At 68.1% G+C, this 20,283-nt stretch carries 20 protein-coding genes; 9 read left to right on the top strand and 11 right to left on the bottom strand.

Annotated elements, in window-relative coordinates; genetic code table 11:
• Positions 1 to 7: 7 nt before the first annotated feature.
• The 11 genes from AC07Y4_RS10440 to AC07Y4_RS10390 form a co-directional block, all read right to left on the bottom strand.
• The gene (locus AC07Y4_RS10440) at positions 8 to 352 is read right to left on the bottom strand and encodes a 2Fe-2S iron-sulfur cluster binding domain-containing protein (protein WP_495274487.1); all 345 of its coding nucleotides are present in this window, start codon (positions 350 to 352) and stop codon (positions 8 to 10) included.
• A 13-nt stretch (positions 353 to 365) separates the two neighbouring features.
• A complete protein-coding gene (locus AC07Y4_RS10435; protein WP_495274486.1) occupies positions 366 to 1,424 on the bottom strand; it encodes an NADH:ubiquinone reductase (Na(+)-transporting) subunit F in 1,059 nt (352 codons plus the stop codon).
• 22 nt (positions 1,425 to 1,446) lie between these two features.
• A complete protein-coding gene (locus AC07Y4_RS10430) occupies positions 1,447 to 1,809 on the bottom strand; it encodes a phenol hydroxylase subunit P4 (RefSeq protein WP_495274485.1) in 363 nt (120 codons plus the stop codon).
• Between the two features lie 93 nt (positions 1,810 to 1,902).
• A complete protein-coding gene (locus AC07Y4_RS10425) occupies positions 1,903 to 3,486 on the bottom strand; it encodes an aromatic/alkene/methane monooxygenase hydroxylase/oxygenase subunit alpha (protein ID WP_495274484.1) in 1,584 nt (527 codons plus the stop codon).
• Between the two features lie 37 nt (positions 3,487 to 3,523).
• Positions 3,524 to 3,820, bottom strand: coding sequence for an MmoB/DmpM family protein (locus AC07Y4_RS10420; RefSeq protein WP_174250302.1), 297 nt, complete (start codon positions 3,818 to 3,820; stop codon positions 3,524 to 3,526).
• Between the two features lie 33 nt (positions 3,821 to 3,853).
• The gene (locus tag AC07Y4_RS10415) at positions 3,854 to 4,858 is read right to left on the bottom strand and encodes an aromatic/alkene monooxygenase hydroxylase subunit beta (RefSeq protein ID WP_495274483.1); all 1,005 of its coding nucleotides are present in this window, start codon (positions 4,856 to 4,858) and stop codon (positions 3,854 to 3,856) included.
• A 42-nt stretch (positions 4,859 to 4,900) separates the two neighbouring features.
• Positions 4,901 to 5,170, bottom strand: a complete 270-nt coding sequence (locus AC07Y4_RS10410) for a phenol hydroxylase subunit (protein WP_174250303.1) — start codon at positions 5,168 to 5,170, stop codon at positions 4,901 to 4,903.
• Between the two features lie 222 nt (positions 5,171 to 5,392).
• Positions 5,393 to 7,066: a sigma 54-interacting transcriptional regulator gene (locus AC07Y4_RS10405; RefSeq protein WP_495274482.1), complete on the bottom strand. Its 1,674-nt coding sequence runs from the start codon at positions 7,064 to 7,066 to the stop codon at positions 5,393 to 5,395.
• Positions 7,067 to 7,238: 172 nt separating this feature from the next.
• A complete protein-coding gene (locus AC07Y4_RS10400; protein WP_495274481.1) occupies positions 7,239 to 8,879 on the bottom strand; it encodes a 3-(methylthio)propionyl-CoA ligase in 1,641 nt (546 codons plus the stop codon).
• Between the two features lie 45 nt (positions 8,880 to 8,924).
• Positions 8,925 to 10,139, bottom strand: coding sequence for an ABC transporter substrate-binding protein (locus AC07Y4_RS10395; RefSeq protein ID WP_062475166.1), 1,215 nt, complete (start codon positions 10,137 to 10,139; stop codon positions 8,925 to 8,927).
• Between the two features lie 68 nt (positions 10,140 to 10,207).
• Positions 10,208 to 11,446, bottom strand: a complete 1,239-nt coding sequence (locus AC07Y4_RS10390; protein ID WP_495262384.1) for an ABC transporter substrate-binding protein — start codon at positions 11,444 to 11,446, stop codon at positions 10,208 to 10,210.
• Positions 11,447 to 11,620: 174 nt separating this feature from the next.
• On the opposite strand from AC07Y4_RS10390, the gene AC07Y4_RS10385 reads away from it, so the two are divergent.
• The 9 genes from AC07Y4_RS10385 to AC07Y4_RS10345 all read left to right on the top strand — a co-directional run bounded on the left by AC07Y4_RS10385 (position 11,621) and on the right by AC07Y4_RS10345 (position 20,282).
• Complete coding sequence (locus AC07Y4_RS10385; protein ID WP_495274480.1) at positions 11,621 to 12,874, top strand: acyl-CoA dehydrogenase family protein; 1,254 nt, start codon at positions 11,621 to 11,623, stop codon at positions 12,872 to 12,874.
• Between the two features lie 21 nt (positions 12,875 to 12,895).
• Positions 12,896 to 13,990 carry an acyl-CoA dehydrogenase family protein gene (locus AC07Y4_RS10380; protein ID WP_495274479.1) on the top strand — a complete coding sequence of 365 codons (1,095 nt, stop codon included), beginning with the start codon at positions 12,896 to 12,898 and terminating at the stop codon, positions 13,988 to 13,990.
• An 11-nt stretch (positions 13,991 to 14,001) separates the two neighbouring features.
• Positions 14,002 to 15,201, top strand: coding sequence for a CaiB/BaiF CoA transferase family protein (locus tag AC07Y4_RS10375; RefSeq protein WP_495274478.1), 1,200 nt, complete (start codon positions 14,002 to 14,004; stop codon positions 15,199 to 15,201).
• 2 nt (positions 15,202 to 15,203) lie between these two features.
• Positions 15,204 to 15,875 (top strand): nitroreductase, encoded by a 672-nt coding sequence (locus AC07Y4_RS10370; protein WP_495274520.1) that lies wholly within the window; start codon positions 15,204 to 15,206, stop codon positions 15,873 to 15,875.
• A 15-nt stretch (positions 15,876 to 15,890) separates the two neighbouring features.
• Positions 15,891 to 16,421: a hypothetical protein gene (locus tag AC07Y4_RS10365; RefSeq protein ID WP_495274477.1), complete on the top strand. Its 531-nt coding sequence runs from the start codon at positions 15,891 to 15,893 to the stop codon at positions 16,419 to 16,421.
• A 179-nt stretch (positions 16,422 to 16,600) separates the two neighbouring features.
• Complete coding sequence (locus AC07Y4_RS10360; RefSeq protein WP_495274476.1) at positions 16,601 to 17,050, top strand: hotdog family protein; 450 nt, start codon at positions 16,601 to 16,603, stop codon at positions 17,048 to 17,050.
• Between the two features lie 41 nt (positions 17,051 to 17,091).
• Positions 17,092 to 18,072, top strand: a complete 981-nt coding sequence (locus tag AC07Y4_RS10355; protein ID WP_495274475.1) for a Bug family tripartite tricarboxylate transporter substrate binding protein — start codon at positions 17,092 to 17,094, stop codon at positions 18,070 to 18,072.
• An 11-nt stretch (positions 18,073 to 18,083) separates the two neighbouring features.
• On the top strand, positions 18,084 to 19,067 hold the full coding sequence (locus AC07Y4_RS10350) for a Bug family tripartite tricarboxylate transporter substrate binding protein (protein ID WP_354344647.1): 984 nt from the start codon (positions 18,084 to 18,086) through the stop codon (positions 19,065 to 19,067).
• A gap of 3 nt (positions 19,068 to 19,070) precedes the next feature.
• A complete protein-coding gene (locus tag AC07Y4_RS10345; RefSeq protein ID WP_495274474.1) occupies positions 19,071 to 20,282 on the top strand; it encodes a CaiB/BaiF CoA transferase family protein in 1,212 nt (403 codons plus the stop codon).
• The last annotated feature ends 1 nt before the right edge of the window (position 20,283 follow it).

Here is a 20,283-nt window from a genome sequence, read left to right as displayed (position 1 = left end):
GAAAGGTTCAGGTGGGGGAACGGGGAACGGCGGGCTGCGACGCGAGCAGTCGCCGCTCGATGCAGCGCGCCAGCTTCTCGACAGCGCGCAGGGCCAGGTCGCTCTGCGGGTACGCGCGGCACGCCAGCACGTAGCCCTGGGCTTCTTCTTCGGCGCTGACGTGGCAGCGGCTCATGCGCTCGCGGCGCACGGCGCCCGACTCGATGCGCACCTTGCACACGCCGCAGCCGCCGCCACGGCAGCCGACCGGGATGCCCTTGCGGCCCAGCTGCTCCATGCCGCCGAGCAAGGTCTGGTCGGCGCGGCACAGGTAGTGCTCGTGGGTGTTGCCGATGGCGACAGAGAAGCTCATGACCGGCTCCACGTCACAACGCCTTGAAGAGCGGGCTGCGCGGCGCTGCAGAGGCCGCATCGGCAGCGGTGAAGAATTTCTCGGTGTAGATGTCGCGCTCGAACAGGCGCCCCTGCATCAGCGTGGCGATGCAGGCCTCGGTCATCGGCGGCGGCCCGCACAGGTAGGCCTTGTGGCCGCGGAAGTCGTTCGCGAAGTGGGCCTTCAGCGCCTCGTGCGCAAAGCCGCGCGCCCCATGCCAGTCGCTGTCGGCCGGCAGGTCGGACAGCACGGGCACGTAGGTGAAGTTGGGGTGCTGCTCGGCGAGCTGCTCGAAGAGCGCGCGGTAGTACAGCTCTTCGGTGTTGCGCGCGCCCTGCACCAGCGTGATCGGCAAGGTGCAGCCTTCGGCCAGCAGGTCGAGCACCATCGACTTCGGGCTCGACAGGCCCGAGCCGCCGGCCACGAAGATCATCGGCAGGCCGGCCGACTTGCGCACGAAGAAGCGACCGTTGGGTGCGGTGAAGCGCAGGCGCTGGCCCACCTGCAGTGCGTCGTGCAGCCAGCCGGTGGCGCGGCCGTTGGGCACGCGGCGGATGTGCAACTCAACGAGATGGTCGTCGGGTGCGTTGGCGATCGAGAAGGCGCGTGCGCCCTCCACGCCCGGCACGTGCAGCATCACGTACTGGCCGGCCTGGAACGGCGCCGGCCGGTCGGTGCGCAACCACAGGCCGCGGATGGTGGGCGTGAGCATGCGGGCCTGGACCAGCTCGGCGTCGAAGTCTTCCAGCGGCAGGAACTGCGCGTCGGGGTCTTCGTCGATCTCGGCCTCGATGACCAGGTCGGCCTGCGCCATCGCGCAGCACGCGAGGATCTTGCCGTCGTCGCGCTCGAAGTCCATGAGCGCGAAGTTGGACGCGTCGCCATGCTCGCACTCGCCTTCGAGCACCTGCACCTTGCAGGTGCCGCACACGCCGTGGCCGCAGGCGTGGGGCAGCCACACGCCGGCGCGCAGGCAGGCGTCGAGCACGGTCTGTCCGTCGCGCGCCGCCACGGCCTGGCCGAGCGGCTCGATCATGATCTGGAAGCTCATGGCAAGGCCCTCCTTCCTGTGCTCAGCTGAACGAGCCGCCGATGCCCGTGAGCCCGGGCGTGCGAAAGCGCAGCGCCGACTTGTGGACCAGGCCGTTGTCGGCCAGCGACTTCGCCGCGTCGGGCGCGAAGGGTTTGCCGGAGTCGAACCATTCGACCTTCGACCAGTCGACCTTTTCGAAGTCGGGGTGGCTGCCGTACACGCCGGGCAGCACGTCGCTGACGAGCGCGCCGAAGGGCATGGCCGCGGGCAGCGGCAGGCACACGGAGGCGCAGAAGAGCAGGTGGTCTTCCCAGCCGATGTAGAGCAGGCGGTTGCCGTGGAAGCGGTCTTCGCTGTCCATGACGGTGCCGGTGTAGCCGGGGGCGAGTGCAACAACAGACATGTCGGTCTCCTTGTTTCGGGGTGAGCGCCGCCCACACCGTGCGTAGGGCACGGCGGGAGCGCGAGGTCGATGAGGGGTGGTGGGGCCGGGTGCTCAGGCCACCTTGGGCTCGGCCGCCGACAGGTCCTGCCCTGTCCAGCGTTCCCAGTTGGCCTTGTCGGGCGAGGTGTTGAACTCGCCGTTGTCGGCGCCGACGTTGATGTGGTAGTAGTCGAGCACGGCCGCCAGCGGGTTGAAGCCTTCCACCGTCGGGTCGGTGCCCTCGGGGAAGCAGTTGCCCTGGTAGATCTGGTGCACCGGCAGCCAGGCCTGCACGTACTTCTCGGGCTCGCCGTCGAACACGTCCTTGCAGCCGTCGGAGCAGAAGTGGTACTTCATGCCGTGGTAGCTGCTCTCGCGGTAGCAGATCTTGGTCGGATCGTCGGGCTCGGTGAAGGCCATCGGGATCTGGCAGGTCTGGCACAGCATGGGCAGCGTGTTGTTGAACCAGCGCCTGCCCTGCTTCTCCTGCTCGGCCAGCCACTCGAAGCGCGGGCGGTACAGGCTGTCGAAGGTCTCGGGGTACTTCTCGGCCAGCCAGCTCATCTCGTCGGGCTTGGGTGCCCAGACGTTGAAGTTGGCGGCATGGCCGTAGTTGTTGAAGATGGCCCAGGCTTCGTGCGAGATGCGGCTCTTTTCCTTCGAGGCGACCTCGTGGTACTTGGGCATGCGGATGCCGTAGCGCGCCAGGTCCTCGAACAGCGCGCCGCCGTTCTTCTCGAAGTACATCTCCCAGGCCTCGGACCAGCTCATGACGCGCTTGGGCAGCATGTAGTCCATCATCATCGCGACCAACGTGAGCAGTCGGTAGCCGCGCCAGAACCACTTGTCGACCCACTTCTGCACGATGGGCACGTTGTCCGGGTCCTGCTCGAGGATGAACTTCACCACTTCCAGGCCCAGCGTCATGTGGCGCGACTCGTCGCTCTGCGCCGAGAAGCCGAAGGTGACGGTGGCCATGTCGCCGTTGTAGGCGGCGCCGCTCATGAAGGGCATGAACAGCAGGTTGGTCAGCACGTACTCGAACGAGAACGAGATGGCGGTGATGAACTCGAAGGGCCCCGCGCTCATCGCGTCCTCGAAGTAGCTCTTGGGCACCGACAGGTACCACACCCGGTCGTGCATGTGCTGCGGGTCGTGCAGGCCGTGGAAGTACTTGTTGAAGTGGCTGATGGTGTGGAACTGCGTCTGCGCATGGCGCAGCTCGTCGATCGACTGCATCTGGCAGGCCACGCGCGCACCCACGCCGCGCAGCGAACGCCCGGCCATGGCATAGCCGCGGTGCGCCGCGTACTCCAGCGGCGAGACGCCGGTGAGGAACAGCTTGAGCGTGTTCAGGTAGCGCGGATCGCTGATGTTGAACTGGCCGTTGTTCTGCTGGAACGCATCGATGATGGCGTAGAGCTTCTTCTCCTTCTCGCCCTGGAACTTCCAGTAGGCGTCCATCGTGAGGCGGAACGGGTCTTCCCACTTGTCCCAGTCGTGGATCTTGATGCCCTCGAACTTGTCGAACGGGAACACGTCGTCCATCGACTGGTAGGTGGTCTCCCAGCCGAGGCCGCGCGTCATCATGGCGTAGCGCTCCTTCAGGCCGAGGCGCGGGGTCGTGGGGGTCTTTGCTGCTGCTTGGGTGGTCATGGCGTTGTCCTTGGTCGTGATCCGGTGAGGCCTGTGCTCAGGCGCCCCAATGGAGGGTGAATTCGTCGTCGGTCTCTTCGATGCTTCCGGACAGCGAGATCAGGCTCAGGTGCAGTTCCTGCAGGTCCCAGCGGCGCCCGACCAGGGCTTCGACGCTCTCGCGGCGGATCACGAGGCGGCCGGGCGCATCGATCTTCACCATCGCGGGGTACTCGGTGACGGTGGCCCCGGGGTTGTCGGCCACGATGGCCTCGACGATGGCGCGCGCGGCCTCGCCGGTCTGCAGCGCGATGAAGACGGGCGGTCGGGACACTTCGGCGGTGGCGGTGGTCATGGGGTGGTCTCCTTGGTTCGATCGATTCGGTCGTCAGGCGGCAGCGCCGGTGCGCACCAGGCGGGCCACGCGCGCGTCGAGCGCGGCGTGCAGCGTCTTGAGCACCTCGGCGCCTTGTGCGCCGAGCGCCAGCGCGGCCAGCGGCGCCAGCGCCTGCACGGCCTGGTCGCGCCAGCTCGCGTACCACTGCGCGAGCAGTTCGGCGTTGGCGGGCGACTCGTCGGCGGCGGTCTTCAGCGTGGCGTCGACCCAGCGCACGTTCTCGTCGAACCACTCGTTCATGAACTCGGTCAGCATCGCCAGCGCGTTGCCGGTGGCGGCGCTGTGCGCGTTCACGTAGTGGCGGTAGATCAGCGGGTACAGCAGGCCGTCAAGCACGAGGTTCTGGGCCACGAACACCTCGAACCAGTCCTTGGTGACGAACAGGTTTTCCATCAGGCGGCGCACGCCCTGCCAGGCCGGGTGCGCAAGCCAGGCCTCCTTGCCGGCGTCCAGCGCGCGGCCCGAGTTGGCGTCGATCTGCAGGCCGACGCGCGAGAGGTACTGCGCGATGCCCAGGCGGTCCATGGCCGCGTAGATGAAGGGCTGCGTGATGGCCGTGCCGTAGCCGTAGCCGCAGCAGTAGCTGTGGTTCATGTTGGCGCCCCACTCGTAGTGGCGCAGCGGCACCAGCACCTGCTGCAGCGACTCGCGCACGCCCGCATCGGCCTGGGCCAGCAGCTGGCGCTTCTCGGCGAACTCGAACTGGCGGTCGGCGCCCTCCTGCTGGCGCGCGCGGGTCATGGTGTACACGCCGTAGTAGTAGTGGCGCGGGTCCTTGAAGCTGTACCAGTCGGCCATCACGAGGGCTGTGCGGCGCTTGTCGTACAGCGCGTGCTGCGGGTCCCACAGCGGCCGGTAGTGGAAGTTGGCCGTGGGCTGCATGTCCAGCGTGGCCTCCTGGTAGCGCGAGGCCGGCTTGTCGCCGAGCCGCCGCGCCACATGCGAGAAGGTCTGGCGGATCGGCCGGATGTCCGAGGTCTTGATGTCGACTTGCACGGGGTGTCTCCTTGGTTGTCGCGGGAAAAAAATGCGGGGTCGTCAGTGGTCGATGCCGGGCGCGCCGAAGCGCCACTTCATGCGCTCGAAGTCCAGCCGCGCGCCCTCTTCGGTGCTCAGGTGGCGCACCGCGTGGCGCGCGCAGAACTCGCGGAACTGGTCGAACTGCAGCACCAGCTCCACGGCCAGCTCGGGGTCGCCGATGGCGAACTCGAACTCCACGAAGCGCGTGCCGCGCGTGCCGGTGACGCGCACGAAGCACGGCTGGCCGGTCATCTGTGCGGCGCTGCCGCTGCGGGGGTCGGGCTGCATCGAGGGCATCACTTGTTCAATCCATCAACAGGTGGACGGCACCAGCGCCGCCCGGCCTGATAAGGGCAACGGGCGTGCCAGCGTGGCTAAGTGATTGATTTGCATGGGCCCACTGCGCCTGCGGGCCCGAAGCACCGGGAAGTCCCGGATGCTGGTTTGATCATTTGCTGCAGTGCAGCTTGATCAAATGGTGAAAACCGGAAAACGCCGGCCGGCGTCCACTCAGGACGTCGGCAGGCCTTCCTTTTTCAGCCGGTAGGCCAGCTGCGGGCGCGTGATGCCCAGCAACCGCGCGGCCTGCGACAGGTTGCCCTTGGCGCGCTGCATCGCGGTCTGCATGAGACGCTGCTCGAGCGAGGCGATGTCGATGTTCTGCTCCAGCACGCGCTGGCACAGCGCATCGAGCTCGCTCGCATCCGCGCCCGAAGCCGAAACGCCCGTGGCGACCTTGCCGCTGGCGTCGAGCTGGTTGTCGGGCGGCGCGCCCGGCGGCTGCATCCACAGGTGGCAGGCCTCGATGTCGCCGTGGTCGGGCGCCAGCAGCACGGCGCGCTCGATCACGTTCTCGAGCTCGCGGATGTTGCCGGGCCAGGCGTGCTTGTGCACGTCGAGCGCGGCCTTGTCGGTCAGGCCGCGCAGCTTCTTGCCGTACAGCGCGCTGTACTTCTCGACGAAGCGCGCCACCAGCGCCGGGATGTCGGCGGTGCGCTCGCGCAGCGGCGGAATCTGGATCGGGAAGGTGTTGAGCCGGTAGAACAGGTCGGTGCGGAACTTGCCGGCCTGCATGGCCTGCTGCAGGTTGACGTTGGTGGCGGCCACGATGCGCACGTCGACCTTGGTCGGCTGCTCGGCGCCCAGGCGCTCGACCTCGCCGGTCTGCAGCACGCGCAGCAGCTTGACCTGCGCGGCCAGCGGCAGGTCGCCCACCTCGTCCAGAAACAGGGTGCCGCCGTGGGCGCGTTCGAAGCGCCCGGCGCGCGCATGGTAGGCGCCGGTGTAGGCGCCCTTTTCAACGCCGAACAGCTCGGCCTCGATCAGGTCGGCCGGGATCGCCGCGCAGTTGACGGCAATGAAGGGCTGCTTGCCGCGCGGCCCGTTGTCGTGCAGCCAGCGAGCGAACACTTCCTTGCCCACGCCGGTCTCGCCGAGCAGCAGCACGGTGATGGCGCTGTCGACCGCGCTGCGCATGAGTTCGAAGGCGGCGCGAAAACCCGGCGACACGCCGACCAGCTTCTGGTCGTACTCGCGGCGCGGCTGCAGGCGGCGCAGGTGCTGCAGGCCGAGGTTGAAGTCGATGAGCTTCTCGGCCACATGGTGCTGGCGGAAGTACTCCAGGTAGTGCTCGTCGTTCCACGCCTCGGCCGGTTGGCCGACGATGCGGCAGCGGCTGTCGCCCATGCTGGTGCATTCGACTTCCTTGAACACCACGAGCCGCCCCATGAAGGCGGTGGTGTAGCCCGAGGCATAGCCGATCTGCGACCAGCACTGCGGGTCTTCCCCGTAGCCGAAGTCGGCCACGTGGGCTTCGCATTCCCAGGAGTTCTCCCAGAGGAATTCGCCGTAGAAATGCTTGGTGGCCACGTCGAGGTCGACCTGCACCTTCTGCACCGAGACGATGCCCTCGATGGAATGCAGGCGCGGCCCGAGCATGAAGGCGTCTTCGGCGCGCATGCCGGCAAGGCGCTCGCGCACGGCCACCTCGCCGTCGCGCAGGCCGGAAGCAAAACCCATGCGCACCAGCAGGCCGCGCGCACGCTCGATGCCCAGCGAGTCGAGCAGTTCGCGGCGCAGTTCGGCGAAGGCCCGGGCATGCATGAGCAGCATGCGCTGCTCGTCCAGCCAGATGTGGCCCGAGCCGGCGCTGAAGCGCAGGAGAGAAAGAAGTTCTCCCACCATGTCCCCTTTACTTGTCTGGAATCCGTTCCTCCTACATTCTCCTGCAAGGACGGACGACAAGGCTGCTCAATCAACAGGCAACGTGGTGCGAAGCCGCGCCAATGCTCGCTCTGCTGGCTCGCCTCCTCAGGCAACCCACAGAGTTATGCACAGAAAGAACGAACAACTGTCATCAAGTTGACTTGGCTGCGACGTAGCCCTTGAACTGCTCGCGCAGCTTGGTCTTCAGCAGCTTGCCGGTGGCTGTATGCGGCAGGCTGTCGACGAAAGCCACGTCGTCGGGCAGCCACCACTTGGCCACGCGCTGCGAAAGAAAAGTGAGCAGTTCCTCGCCCGTGACCTCTGCGCCTGCACGCTTCACGACGATCAGCAGGGGCCGCTCCTGCCACTTCGGATGCGCGATGCCGATCACCGCGGCCTCGGCCACGGCGGGGTGCGCGCTGGCCGCGTTCTCCAGGTCGATCGACGAGATCCACTCGCCGCCCGACTTGATGACGTCCTTGGCGCGGTCGACCAGCTGCACATAACCGTCGGCGTCGATGTTGGCCACGTCGCCGGTCGGAAAGAAGCCCTCGGCGTCGAGCACGTCGCCGCCTTCGCTGCGGAAGTAACCGCTCGCAATCCACGGACCGCGCACATGCAGGTGGCCGAAGGCCACGCCGTCGTGCGGCAGGCGCTGGCCGTTCTCGTCGACGATCTTGAGCTCCACGCCCCACACGCCACGGCCCTGGCGCATCTTGACCGTGGTCTGCTCATCTTTCGGGAGCGCGAGGTGCTTGGGCAGCAGGTTGCCGATCACGCCGATGGGGCTGGTCTCGGTCATGCCCCAGCCTTGCACGAAGTCGGCGCCGAAGTCGCGCTCGAAGCGCTCGATCATGGCGCGCGGCGTGGCAGCGCCGCCCACGCCAATGCGCTTGAGGCCGATGGCGCGGGTGTCGATCTCGGGGTGGGCGTCGAAGTACTGGAACAGCATGAGCCACACGGTGGGCACCGCCTGCGAGAAGCTCACCTTCTCGTCGCGCATGAGTTCGTACAGGCTCTGGCCGTCCAGGTGCGGGCCTGGCATGACGAGCTTGGCACCCACCATCGGCGCCGAGTACGGCATGCCCCAGGCGTTGGCATGGAACATGGGCACGGCCAGCAGCAGCGTCATCTGCGAGCACACGCCGAAGGTGTCGGGCGCGCATTCCATCAGCGAATGCAGCACGGTGGAGCGGTGCGAATACAGCACGCCCTTGGGGTTGCCCGTGGTGCCCGAGGTGTAGCAAAGCGACGAGGCGGTGCGCTCGTCGAACTCGGGCCAGGTGTAGTCCTCGCTCTGCGCGCCGATGAGCTCGTCGTAGCACAGCAGGTTCGGCACGTCGATGCTCGGCATGTGGGCGCGGTCGGTCATGGCGACGAAGGCGCGCACGCTCTTGAGCTTGGGCGCGAGCTTCTCGACCAGCGGCGCAAAGCTGGTGTCGAAGAACAGCACCTTGTCTTCGGCGTGGTTGACGATGTAGTCGATCTGCTCCGGAAAGAGCCGCGGGTTCACCGTGTGCAGCACCGCGCCCGAGCCCGACACACCGTAGTACAGCGCCAGGTGCCGGTACGTGTTCCACGCCAGCGTGCCCACGCGGTCGCCGGGCGCCACGCCCAGCGCCTTCATCGCATTGGCCACCTGCTTGGAGCGCCGCTGCACCTCGCGGTAGTTGGTGCGGTGCACCGGGCCTTCGACGGTGCGACCGACGATCTCGACGTGAGGGTGGAAGGTGGCCGCGTGGTCGATCAGCGACGAGATCAGCAGCGGGCGGTCCTGCATCAGTCCGAACATGGTGGTGTGTCTCCTGTGGTTCTTTTGAGCGTGCGTCTGCGAAGGCTACTTCACGGCAATCGAATCGCCCATGGGCTCGAACTCCTTGCCGTTGAACTGCACCAGCTGCAGCGTGTTGAACGGGAAGTAGTCGGTGGCCGAGGTGTTCAGCGCAATGCCCGGCAGCAGCATGCCGGTGCGCATGTTCTTGAGCGTGGTGGCCTGCTTGAGCACGTTCTCGCGCGTGAGGTTGTCGCCCGAGGCCTTGAGCACGGTCTCCATGGCCTGCGCCACGCCGTAGCCGTACACGCCGGCGGCGTTGTTCACGTCTTCGTTGGGTGCGTACTTCTTCATGAAGGCCAGGAACTCCTGCGTGGCCGGGTCGTTGGCCCAGCGCGGCTGCGCGGCGTCCTTGAAGAAGGCCATGGCCATGATGCCCTTCGACTTTTCGAGGCCCGCGGGCTCCAGCGTCATCTTCACGTAGGCCGACACGTAGGTGAGGTACTGCTGCTTGGGCTTCCAGCCGATGTCCCAGGCCTTGCGGATGGCCTGCGCGGCAAAGCGCGCGGTGGCGAAGTTGACGAACACATCGGCGCCCGACGACTGCAGCTTGATGATCTGCGAATCGACCGTCGGGTCGGCCACCTCGAACGAGGCCTCGGCCACCACCATCGAGGCCTTGTCGCCCAGGCCCTTCTTCAGGCCCTTGAGCAGGTCCTTGCCGAAGTCGTCGTTCTGGTAGAGCACGGCGATCTTCGCGTTGGGCATCGTCTTCAGGATGTTCTTCGCGTAGAGGCTGCCCTCGCCCTCGTAGCTGGGCATGTAGGGCGTGGTCCAGGGGTAGGCCTTGGGGTCGTTGAAGCGGTCGGCGCCCACGCCCAGGAACAGGTGCGGCACCTTCTTGGCGTTCATGTAGCGCTGGATCGCGGCATTGGAGGCCGAGCCCAGGTTGCCGTACACGGCGAGCACTTCGTCCTGCTCGACCAGCTTGCGCACCACCTCGGTGGTGCGCGGCGGCGTGTACTGGTCGTCGTAGCTGATGAGCGTCACCTTGCGGCCGTTGATGCCGCCCTTGTCGTTCACCATCTTGAAGTAGGCCTCGTTGACCTTGCCGACGATGCCGTACGACGACACCGGGCCGCTGTAGGGCATGGCCATGCCGAGCTTGATCTCGGTGTCGGAGGCGCCGGTGTCGTACTTCTTCTGCGCGAGGGCCGCGCCGGCGGTGAACAGGAGGGCCGCGCCGCCCAGGGCGGCGGCCAGTCGAACGATGGAGGTCATGGAAACTTCAGTGGAAACAAAAAGGGGAAATGAACAGCGGGCCGACAGCGCGGCCCGCGTGACGTCGATCAATCGCCGAGCACCTTGCCGAACGGCTCGTAGCGCGTGCCGTTGAAACGCACCAGCTGCATGCGCTCGATCGGGTAGAAGTCCGTCGGCGAGGTCTTCACCTCGATGCCCGGGTAGAGCATCGGCGGGCTGTACTGCAGGTTGGCCGCCACCTTCATGATGTTGGCGCGCGTGAGGTCGTCGCCCGCCTTGCGCAGCACCTGCTCCAGCGTCTGCGCCGACGAGTAGCCCAGCACGTTGAGCGAATCGCTCAGGTCGCCCGAGGGGTAGTACTTGCTGAACCAGGTCTTGTAGTCCTCGTACTCCTTGGCGCCCTTCCACATGTCGTCGGCCGGGTCGCGCAGGTAGGTGGCCGAGATCACGCCCACCGCGTTCTCGGGGCCCGCCGGCTTGATCACCGCCGACACCGACACCGACACGCTCGACAAATACTGCGTGGGCTTCCAGCCGATGTCGGCCGCCTTGCGGATCGCCTGCGCCGCGAACTTGGGCGTGGTGATGCTGAAGAAGGTGTCGGCGCCCGAGGCCTTCAGGTTGACCATCTGGCTGTCGATGGTCGGGTCGGTCACCTCGTAGGTCGACTGCGCCACGATCATCGTCTTGGCCTTGTCGCCCAGCGCCTCCAGAAAGCCCTTCAGGAAGTCCTTGCCGAAGTCGTCGTTCTGCATGAGCACGGCGATCTTCGCGTTGGGCTTGGTCGAGAGGATGTGCTGCGCGTAGATCTTGCCTTCGGTCTGGTACGTGGGCTGCCAGCCCATGGTCCAGGGGAAGGCCTTCGGGTCGCCGAAGCGCGTGGCGCCCGTGGCCACGAACAGCTGCGGCACCTTCTTGGCGTTCATGTAGCGCTGGATGGCCAGGTTGTGCGCCGTGCCCAGCGGGCCGAAGAGCACCAGCACCTCGTCTTGCTCCACCAGCTTGCGCGCCTGCTCCACCGTCTTGGAGGGGTTGTAGGCATCGTCCAGCGAGATGAACGTGACCTTGCGGCCGTTGATGCCGCCCTCGGCATTGAGCTTGGCGAAGTAGCCCGCCGCCGCCTTGCCGATGGTGCCGTAGGCCGACACCGGGCCCGAGTACGGGACGATGTGGCCGATCTTGATCTCGGTGTCGCTCGCGCCCGGGTCGTAGCGCTTCTGGGCCTGCGCCGTGAAGGCCGTGGCGAGGCCGAGCGTGGCGGCCAGGCCTGCGCCGAGCAGGCGGCGGCGCGTGCCGGGGCGGGCGGAAAAGAGGGAACGTGTCATGGTGTTGTCTCCGTCGTTCTCGTGAAAAAGAAGCTGCGGCCGCGGGCCTCTTGCCGGCCTCGTGTCGGTCTCTTGCGGACCTCGTGCGGCGTTCGGGCTGGATGGTAGGCAGCACCCCCTGCGCGTCACATCGTCGGAACGGACGATTGAGAGCGGCTGAGGGTTGCCCCTAGCATGGGTCTCGACACGGAGACACACCCACCGCCGCGCAACGCGGCGCGCACCGAAGGCAAGCACCGCATGGACCTCACGCTCAATCCCCGCTACGAAGCCTTTCGCGACGAGCTGCGCGCGTTCCTGGCCATGCACGGCCACCGCTCGGCCTTCGCGCGCACCGCCGAACGCCCCGACGCCGACGCCCTCGCGTGGCAGCGCCTGCTGCTGGACCACGGCTACGCCGGCCGCACCGTGCCGCGTGAGTACGGGGGCCACGGCGCGGCGCCCGACGTCATGGCGTCGCACCTCATCACCGAGGAGTTCGCGCGCGCCGGCGTGGCGCCACCGCTGGGCAACCAGGGCATCTCGATGCTGGTGCCCACCTTGCTCGAGCTGGGCAGCGAGGCGCAGCGGCGCGAATGGATCGGCCCCACGCTGCGCGGCGAGGTGGTCTGGTGCCAGGGCTACTCCGAGCCCGGCGCGGGCTCCGACCTGGCCTCGCTGCAGACGCGCGCCACCGAAGACGGCGGCGACTTCGTCATCAACGGCCAGAAGATCTGGACCTCGACCGCGCACGTGGCCGACATGATCTTCTGCCTCGTGCGCACCGAACCCGGCGCCGCGAAGCATGCGGGCATCAGCTACCTGCTGTTCTCCATGAAGACGCCCGGCATCGAGGTGCGCCCGCTGAAGACCATGACGGGCCACGCCGAGTTCAACGAGGTCTTCTTCACCGACGTGCGCGTGCCGCAGCACCAGATCGTGGGCCAGCGCGGCGACGGCTGGAAGGTGGCCAACGCCACGCTCAAGCACGAGCGCGGCTCGCTCGGCAACCCCAACCTCACGACCCAGCGCTACCAGGAACTCGCCACGCTGATGCAAGCCGAGACCGTCGACGGCACGCGCCTCATCGACCAGCCCGTGCTCCGCGACCGCCTCATGCGGCTGCAGGGCCAGGTGCTGGCGCAGAAGTGCCACGGCCTGCGGCTGCTCACGGCCGCGGCCACCGGCGAAGACCCGGGCCTGGCCGCGCTGGTCGTGAAGCTGCAGGGCTGCGAGCTGCGCCACCAGCTGGCCGCGCTCGCCATCGACGCACTGGGCGAGCTGGGCCTCCTGATGCCCGGCAGCGCGCACCTGCGCGCCCAGGCGCTCTGGCAGGAGCGCTACATGTTCGACCTGGGTCTGATCATCGGCGGCGGCACCGCGCAGATCCAGAAAAACATCATCGCGGAGCGCGGGCTCGACATGCCGCGCGAACCGCGTCTTGCCTGATCGACTGGAAGGAACTGCTCCATGGAATTCGCCCTCTCCGCCGACCAGAAGCTGCTGCAGGACAGCCTGCGCCGCGCGCTCGAACGCGCCTGCCCGCTCGACCGTGTGCGCCGCGTCGCGGCCGACGACCTGCCGCTGGACCGCGAGGTCTGGCGCACGCTGTGCGAGGTCGGCGTGCCGGCCCTGCTCGTGCCCGAGGCCTTCGGCGGGCTCGGCCTGTCGCTGCTCGACGCCGCGCTGGCCGCCGAAGAGCTGGGTCGCCATGTCGCTCCCACGCCCTTTCTCGGCACTGCCGTGCTCGCACCGCTCGCGCTGCGCGAAGCCGGCAGCGCGGCGCAGCAGGATGAATGGCTGCCGCGCCTGGCGGCAGGCGAATGCATCGCCGGCGTGGCCATCGCCGAAGCCGTGGCCGGCGCACGCGATGGCGCCGGCGTGACGGCCAATGCCAACGGCACGCTCGACGGCAGCGCGCTCTTCGTGCTCGACGCGGGCGCCGCCGATGTGTTCATCGTGGCCGACCGCGCGGGTGGCCTGTACCTCGTGCGCGCCGATGCACAAGGCCTCACGCGCGGTGCGCTGCGCAGCATCGACGCCACGCGCCCGCTCGGCGAACTTCACTTCGCACAGGTGAAGGCTGAGCGGCTTCCCAACGCCAGCCCCGCCACACTCTCGCGCCTGCGCAGCGCGGGCTGGGCCCTGCTCGCCGCCGACACGCTCGGCGCGGGCGAAGCCATGATCGGCCAGGCCGTGGCCTACGCCAAGGAGCGCCGCCAGTTCGGCCGCGTGATCGGTTCCTTCCAGGCCGTGAAGCACCTGTGCGCCGAGATGGCCGCCGCACTGGAACCCGGTCGCGCCCTCGTCTGGTACGCGGCGCATGCCTTCGACGCACTGCCCGAAGAAGCGGCGCTGCTCGCCGCCCATGCCAAGTCGCACCTGAGCGAGACTGGCACCTTCGTCGCCCGCACCGCCACCGAGGTGCACGGCGGCATGGGCATCACCGACCTGCTGGGCCTGCACTACTGGTTCAAGCGCATCGGCTTCAACCGCCAGCTGCTCGGCGGGCCCGAGCGCGTGCGCCACCTGGCCGCCGAAATGCAGGGCCTCGTCGCCGCATGACCTCCCAACCCATGACCACCACATCACCCGCCCCCCGCATGCTCGAAGGCCTGCGCATCGTCGACCTCACCACGGTGATCTTCGGCCCCTACTGCACGCAGATCCTCGCGGACCTCGGCGCCGAGGTGATCAAGGTCGAGCCGCCTGAGGGCGACAGCATACGCATCATCGGCACGCCGCCCGTCACGCCGCTGATGAGCCCCGTGCACCTGCGGCTGAACCGCGGCAAGCGCTCGGTCGACTGGGACCTGAAGAGCGAGGACGGCCGCGCCGCGATGCGTCGCCTCATCGAGACCAGCGACATCTTCATCCACAACGTGCGCAGCGACGCCATCGCGCGCGCGGGCCTGTCGTACGACGACGTGCGCGCCATCCGCCCCGACATCGTCTACGTGCACTGCACCGGCTTCGACCAGCGCGGGCCGTACGCCGCGCTGCAGGCCTACGACGACATCATCCAGGCGGCTTCGGGCATCGCCTCGCTGCCGCCCAAGGTCGACGGCAACCCGCAGCCGCGCTACGTGCCGATGACCATGGCCGACAAGGTCTCGGGCCTGCACGCCGCGTACGCCGTGCTCGCCGCCGTGGTGCACCGGCTGCGCACCGGCGAGGGCCAGCAGGTGGAGGTGCCAATGTTCGAGTCGCTCGCCAGCTTCAACCTGGTGGAGCACCTGTGCGACAAGACCTTCGTGCCGCCCACCGGCCCCGCGCTGTACCCGCGCCAGATCGACCCCATGCGCCAGCCCATGCGCACGCGCGACGGCTACATCGCCATTGCGCCCTACCTGGACGACCGCTGGCTGCGCTTCTTCGAGGCCGCCGGCCACCCCGAGGTGCTCGAAGCGCCCGAGCTGGCCGACAAGGCCCTGCGCCGCAAGCACATGAGCCGCATGTACGAGGCCGCCGCCGCCATCCTGCCCGAGCGCACCACGGCCGAATGGCTCGACATTTTGAAAAAGGCCAACGTGCCCGCGATGCGCGTGAACGACATCGCCGACCTGCCCGACGACCCGCAGCTGCAGGCCGCCGGCCTTTTCCGACAGCGCACGCACCCGACCGAAGGCGCGTATCTTGAAGTGCGCCCGCCGGTGCGCTTCTCGGGCTATGCCTACGCCGACCTGTCGCACGCCGCGACGCCCGGCCAGCACAGCGCCGAAGTGGCGCGCGAGCTGGGCGTGACCCTCATGAACGAACGAAAGAACGCCGCATGACCATGACTGTCTACGACGCCGTCGCAAGCCGCCGCTCGGTGCGCGAATTTCTCGACCGCCCCGTGCCCGCCGACACGATCCGCCGCGTGCTGCAGGCCGCGCTGCGCGCACCCTCGGGCGGCAACCTGCAACCGTGGCACCTGCATGTGGTGGGCGGCGAGCGGCTGGACGACCTCAAAGCCCTCATGCGCACCCGCGTGCAGGAAACGCCCGGCGGAGAAGGCAGCGAGTACGACATCTATCCGCGCGAGCTGGTCGCCCCGTACCGCGATCGCCGCTTTGCCGTGGGCGAGGCGATGTACGCGCGCCTGGGCATTCCGCGCGAGGACAAGGCCGCGCGCCTGAAATGGTTTGCGCGCAACTTCCAGTTCTTCGGCGCGCCGCTCGCGCTCTTCTGCACCGTGGATCGCCGCATGGGCCCGCCGCAGTGGTCCGACCTGGGGATGATGTTGCAGAACGTGATGCTGCTGCTGCGCGCAGAGGGCCTCGATAGCTGCCCGCAGGAGTGCTGGGCCATCTACCCGCAGACCATCGGCCGCTTCATCGACCTGCCACCCGAACGCATGCTCTTCACCGGCATGGCCATCGGTTATGCCGACCGCGACAAGCCCCTCGACGCGCTCGAGACCGAGCGTGCGCCGCTGGACGACGTCGCCGAGTTCATCGGCATCTGAAGAAAGCAGTTGCACATGGACGATTGGGAAAGCGCCTGGGCGCCGATGGTGGCGCGCGTGGGCGAAGACTTTGCGAACGGCGTTATCCGCTGGGGCGTCGACATGATCGAGGCCGGCGCGGTGCGCCGCTATGTCGAGGTGCTGGAGTTCGACTGCCCGCTGCATCAAGGCCCAGATGCAGTGGCGCCATCGACCAGCCTCGCCAGCCTCACGCTGCCGCCGATGTGGGCCCCGGGCCAGCCGCCCGTGTTCACCAGCGACGCGCGCAACGCCGAGCCCGAGCGCAGCCCGCTCAAGGGCACGCGCCCCGAAGGGATGCCGTCCACCACCGCCTACATGGCGACCGACTACGAGGTCGACTACCTGCAACCCGCGCGCCTGGGCGACCGCCTGGGCCGGCGCGGCAACCGGCTCGTGCGCTGCGAGCCCAAGGCAACCAAGGTGGGAAAAGGCGCCTTCACGACGTGGGAGTACGACATCGTGAACCAGCGCGAAGAGGTCGTGGCCCGCTGCCGCTTCGGCATGTACCACTACCTGCCGCACTAGCGAACAGCCCCCCCGATTCAGTGCGGCCTCCCGCACTGGCGCGCTGCCACCCGTGCGCAGGGCACTGGGTGCTTCCCGCAGCGAAATCAAGGAGGAGGCCGCAGGCCGGGGGACATTCGCGGAGGGAAGTACCCGGTGACCTGTGCACGCGCCCTGAACAACGAAAGCAGAGCAACAAGATGAACTGGCAAGAGCAACGCCACTGGAACGAAGTCAACGAGGGCGACCCCTTGAACCCCGTGCCCTTCCCCCTCACCGTCTACCGCCTCGTGATGGCCGCCGGCGCCAACCGCGACTTCAACGCCATCCACCACAACACCGAGCACGCCCAATCGACCGGCGCCCCCGAGATGTACGCCAACGTGATGCTGCTGCAGGGCATGTGGGAGCGTGCCATTCGCGAGTACATCGGCACGGCCGGTGTGCTGCATGCCATCCGCGGATTTCGCATGAAGTCGTTCAACACCGCGGGCGACACCGTCACCGTGCGCGGCCAGGTCGAGCGCAAGTGGATCGACGACAGCGCCGACGCCGCGCATCGCCATCGCCTCGACCTTCGCCTGTGGAGCGAGAACCGCCACGGCGTGTCCGTCGGCCCCGGCCTGGCCGTCGTGAGCCTGCCACTCTGACATCACACCCAGACAGAAAAACCATCGGAGACAAGACAGACATGTACAGCAGCAGATTCACCCGCCGCCAAGCCCTCGCGCTGGCCGCCGCCCTGGTCACGAGCAGCGCCTTCGCGCAGCAGCCAACCTGGCCCGACAAACCCATCCGCATGATCGTTCCCTACGCGGCAGGCGGCGGCACCGACGTGTTCGCGCGCATCGTCGCCGAGGGCCTGGGCAAGCGGCTCGGCCAGAGCGTCATCGTCGACAACCGCCCCGGCGGCAACGGGCAGATCGGCATCACCGCCGTGCAGCGCGCACCGGCCGACGGCTACACCGTGCTGTTCTCGCTCACCTCGATCATCCAGAACCCGCTGCTGTACCCCAACGCCGGCTTCGATCCGTTCAAGGACTTCGTGCCCGTGTCGGAAGCGGGCCGCCTGCCCATCGTCTTCACCGTGAGCAACAAGCTCGGCGTCGACACCCTCGACGGCTTCGTCAAGCTCGCGCGCGCCGCGCCCGGCAAGTACTCGTACGGCTCCTACGGCAACGGATCGAGCGCCCACCTGTACGCCGAAGTGTTGCAGGACGCCGCGGGCATCCAGCTGCTGCACGTGCCCTACAAGGGCGAAGCGCCGGCCATCACCGACCTGCTCGGCGGCACCGTCGACGCCGTGTTCGTCTCGGCCAAGGGCGTGGGCCCGCACGTCGCGGCCGGCAAGGCGAAGTCGATCGCCGTGGTCGGCACCGCACGCGCCCCGCTCGCGGCCGGCGTGCCCACCTTCAAGGAACAGGGCTTCGCCGGCATGGAGTCGGTCGGCTGGTTCGGCATCTACCTGCCCGCAGGCACGCCGCAGCCCATCGCGCAGCGCCTGTCGACCGAAGTGGCCCAGGTGGTGCAAAGCCCCGAGCAGGCCGCGCGCATCGAAGGCCTGGGCGTGATCCCGGTCGGCAGCACGCCCGCGCAGCTCACCGCCACCATGCGCGCCGACCATGCGCGGTGGAAGCAGGTGATCCAGGCCAAGAACATCAAGCTCGATTGAGACCGCACGCCATGACACGTCTTTCTTCTTCCACGCTCGGCTTCGCACTGGCTGCCTTGCTCTCGCTGCCCGCCGCCGCGCAACAGCCACCCGCCGACTACCCCTCGCAACCCGTCACGCTCGTCGTGCCCTTCCCCGCCGGCGGCATCACCGACAACATCGCGCGGCTGGTCGCGCAGGAACTCGGCACCGCCTGGGGCAAGCCCGTCGTCGTCGACAACCGCGTGGGCGCCAGCGGCACCATCGGCGCCGCTGCCGTCGCGCGCGCCCCGAAGGACGGCCACACAGCCCTCTTCACCATCACCACGCACGTGCAGATGCCCGCGCTGCAGCGCAAGCTCTCGTACGACGCGGTGAAAGACTTCGCGGCCGTGTCGCAGATCGGCATCTCGACCTCGGCCCTGGTCGTGACGCCCGACGTGCCCGCCAAGACGCTGGCCGAACTCGTCACGCTGCTCAAGGCCGAGCCCGGCAAGTACTCGTACGGCTCGACCGGCGTGGCGACCACCTCGCACATCTACGGCGAGCTGTTCAAGAAAGAAGCTGGCGTCGACATGCCGCACGTGCCCTACAAGGGCGCCGCACCCATGGTGACCGACCTGCTCGGCGGCCACATCCGCGTGGCCGTGCTCGACACCGGCACCGCCCTGCCCTACCTGCAAAGCGGCAAGCTGCGCGCGCTGGCGGCACTGGGCACGCAGCGCTCGGCCACGCTGCCGCAGGTGCCGACCTTCCAGCAGGCGGGCTACGCGGGCTTCGAGCCCTATGCGTGGATTGCGCTCTTCCTGCCGGCCGGCACGCCGCAGCCGCGCGTGGACAAGATGTCGAAGGCCGTCGCCGCCATCATCGCCAAGCCCGAGGTGCAAAAGAAGATGCGCGACATGAACATCGAACCCGTGGGCAGCACGGCCGCCGAGTTCGCCGTGGTGCTGCGCCAGGACGCCGACACCTGGAAGCGCGTGATCGACAAGACCGGCATCCGCCTGGAGGACTGACCGATGACGCCCCCTCCCCTTTTTCGCGGCGCCCTCGAAGGCGTCAAGGTGCTCGACCTGTCGTCCGTGGTGCTCGGCCCGCTGGCCAGCCAGATGCTGGCCGACATGGGCGCCGACGTCATCAAGGTCGAGGCGCCGCAGGGCGACCTGGCCCGCTCGGTCGGGCCCGCGCGCCACAAGGGCATGTCGTCGCTGTACCTGTCGTGCAACCGGAACAAGCGCAGCCTCGTGCTCGACCTGAAGCAACCCGCCGCGCGCGAGGTGCTCGACGCGCTGGTGCGCGGCAGCGACGTGCTCGTGCATTCGGTGCGCACCGACGCAGCGGCACGCATCGGCATCGACGCGGCGCGGCTGCATGCGCTCAACCCGCGGCTGGTGAGCGCGCACGTCAAGGGCTTCTCGGACGAAGGGCCGTACGCGGGCCTGCCGGCCTTCGACGACATCATCCAGGCGGCCTCGGGCCTGGCGCAGCTGCAATCGATCTACACCGGCGAGCCGCGCTACATGCCCGCGCTCGTGGCCGACAAGACCACGGCGCTGTACGCAGCGTATGCCATCGTCACCGCGCTGTTCCACCGCGAACGCAGCGGCCAGGGGCAGGCGGTCGACGTGCCGATGTTCGAGACCATGACCGCCTTCAACATGGTGGAGCACCTGTGGGGCCACACCTTCCAGCCGCCCATCGACGACATGGTCTACGGCTCGATCCGCTCGGGCGTGCGCAAGCCCTTTCGCACGGCCGACGGCTACATCGCGCTGGTGCCCTACACCGACGCGCAGTGGCTGCGCTTCTTCGAAGTGGTGGGCCGGCCCGAGCTGCGCGAGGACGAACGCTTTGCCACGCTGGCCGCGCGCGTGCGCAACCACACGGTGGTGTTCGGCGAACTCGAACGCGCCACCGGCGCGCGCACCACGGCCGAATGGGTGTCTGCTTTCCGCCAGGCCGACATTCCGGCGATGCCGATCCAGACGCTGCAGCAGCTGCCCGACGATCCGCAACTGAAAGCCAGCGGCCTGTGGCACGACGCCGAGCACCCGACCGAAGGCACGCTGCGCTTTCCCGGCGTGCCGTTCACGCTGTCGGCCACGCCGGGCGGTGTGCAGCGGCTCGCGCCGTCGCTGGGAGAGCACACGGACGAGGTGCTGGGGGAGTTCGGGTTCGAACGCGCGGCGGTCGATGCACTGGTGACCGCCGGCGTGGTGGCGCGGGCCTGAG

This window comes from Variovorax sp. GW460-12-1-14-LB1, from assembly GCF_059423605.1.
Note: the sequence above shows the minus strand (reverse complement) of the source record. Positions and strands in the feature narration are given on the sequence as shown.

What these genes read in the sequence shown, in the direction of transcription:
- AC07Y4_RS10345 (WP_495274474.1), top strand. Translation starts at nt 19,071, where the DNA reads ATGACGCCCCCTCCCCTTTTTCGCGGCGCCCTCGAAGGCGTCAAGGTG.
- AC07Y4_RS10350 (WP_354344647.1), top strand. Translation starts at nt 18,084, where the DNA reads ATGACACGTCTTTCTTCTTCCACGCTCGGCTTCGCACTGGCTGCCTTG.
- AC07Y4_RS10390 (WP_495262384.1), bottom strand. Translation starts at nt 11,446, where the DNA reads ATGACACGTTCCCTCTTTTCCGCCCGCCCCGGCACGCGCCGCCGCCTG.
- AC07Y4_RS10395 (WP_062475166.1), bottom strand. Translation starts at nt 10,139, where the DNA reads ATGACCTCCATCGTTCGACTGGCCGCCGCCCTGGGCGGCGCGGCCCTC.
- AC07Y4_RS10385 (WP_495274480.1), top strand. Translation starts at nt 11,621, where the DNA reads ATGGGTCTCGACACGGAGACACACCCACCGCCGCGCAACGCGGCGCGC.
- AC07Y4_RS10425 (WP_495274484.1), bottom strand. Translation starts at nt 3,486, where the DNA reads ATGACCACCCAAGCAGCAGCAAAGACCCCCACGACCCCGCGCCTCGGC.
- AC07Y4_RS10365 (WP_495274477.1), top strand. Translation starts at nt 15,891, where the DNA reads ATGGACGATTGGGAAAGCGCCTGGGCGCCGATGGTGGCGCGCGTGGGC.
- AC07Y4_RS10375 (WP_495274478.1), top strand. Translation starts at nt 14,002, where the DNA reads ATGACCACCACATCACCCGCCCCCCGCATGCTCGAAGGCCTGCGCATC.
- AC07Y4_RS10430 (WP_495274485.1), bottom strand. Translation starts at nt 1,809, where the DNA reads ATGTCTGTTGTTGCACTCGCCCCCGGCTACACCGGCACCGTCATGGAC.
- AC07Y4_RS10435 (WP_495274486.1), bottom strand. Translation starts at nt 1,424, where the DNA reads ATGAGCTTCCAGATCATGATCGAGCCGCTCGGCCAGGCCGTGGCGGCG.
- AC07Y4_RS10410 (WP_174250303.1), bottom strand. Translation starts at nt 5,170, where the DNA reads ATGCAGCCCGACCCCCGCAGCGGCAGCGCCGCACAGATGACCGGCCAG.
- AC07Y4_RS10380 (WP_495274479.1), top strand. Translation starts at nt 12,896, where the DNA reads ATGGAATTCGCCCTCTCCGCCGACCAGAAGCTGCTGCAGGACAGCCTG.
- AC07Y4_RS10405 (WP_495274482.1), bottom strand. Translation starts at nt 7,066, where the DNA reads ATGGTGGGAGAACTTCTTTCTCTCCTGCGCTTCAGCGCCGGCTCGGGC.
- AC07Y4_RS10400 (WP_495274481.1), bottom strand. Translation starts at nt 8,879, where the DNA reads ATGTTCGGACTGATGCAGGACCGCCCGCTGCTGATCTCGTCGCTGATC.
- AC07Y4_RS10440 (WP_495274487.1), bottom strand. Translation starts at nt 352, where the DNA reads ATGAGCTTCTCTGTCGCCATCGGCAACACCCACGAGCACTACCTGTGC.
- AC07Y4_RS10420 (WP_174250302.1), bottom strand. Translation starts at nt 3,820, where the DNA reads ATGACCACCGCCACCGCCGAAGTGTCCCGACCGCCCGTCTTCATCGCG.
- AC07Y4_RS10360 (WP_495274476.1), top strand. Translation starts at nt 16,601, where the DNA reads ATGAACTGGCAAGAGCAACGCCACTGGAACGAAGTCAACGAGGGCGAC.
- AC07Y4_RS10370 (WP_495274520.1), top strand. Translation starts at nt 15,204, where the DNA reads ATGACTGTCTACGACGCCGTCGCAAGCCGCCGCTCGGTGCGCGAATTT.
- AC07Y4_RS10355 (WP_495274475.1), top strand. Translation starts at nt 17,092, where the DNA reads ATGTACAGCAGCAGATTCACCCGCCGCCAAGCCCTCGCGCTGGCCGCC.